This is a genomic window from Priestia sp. SIMBA_032 (assembly GCF_046535215.1).
GTDB classification, from domain to species: Bacteria; Bacillota; Bacilli; order Bacillales; family Bacillaceae_H; genus Priestia; species Priestia aryabhattai.
In genome coordinates, this window is sequence record NZ_JAWRXD010000166.1 from 1 (window position 1) to 422 (window position 422).

At 60.9% G+C, this 422-nt stretch carries 1 pseudogene; it reads right to left on the reverse strand.

The window, feature by feature from the left end:
* Positions 1–422, reverse strand: a pseudogene (locus tag SB717_RS33845) (RHS repeat-associated core domain-containing protein); the annotation flags it as partial.

The following is a 422-nucleotide window of genomic DNA, read 5'->3' on the forward strand; positions in this document are numbered from 1 at the left end:
GTGATGACCTGCAAAATCTCAGCATCGACGCGACGAACCTCCAGCCCTGGCAGATAGCGCGTTTCGCGGGTCAGCTCACGCGAACTGGTCTGCTCGGTGCGAACCTTGCGCAGCCGGGTGCCATCAGCGGCGTAGCAATAGCGCTCGGTGTCGTTGCGCGTGGAATCGCGTTCAACCGGCTGCACCTGTACCAGTTGATTACGTGAATCCCAGGCCAGAGTTCGACCTTTGTGCAGTTCCAGCAAGTTGCCATTGGCATCAAACCCAGCAGCAATGTCTGCCTCGCTGGGCGGTCGCCCGTCCAGCTCGGGCAAGCAACGATTGCTGTACTTTGCTGCCGTCAGCACGCGCCCCTGGCTCTGCGCGCCGACGTGGGTCAACTCGAGCAAGTTTCCGGCGGTGTCGTAGCGATAGGTTTGCTG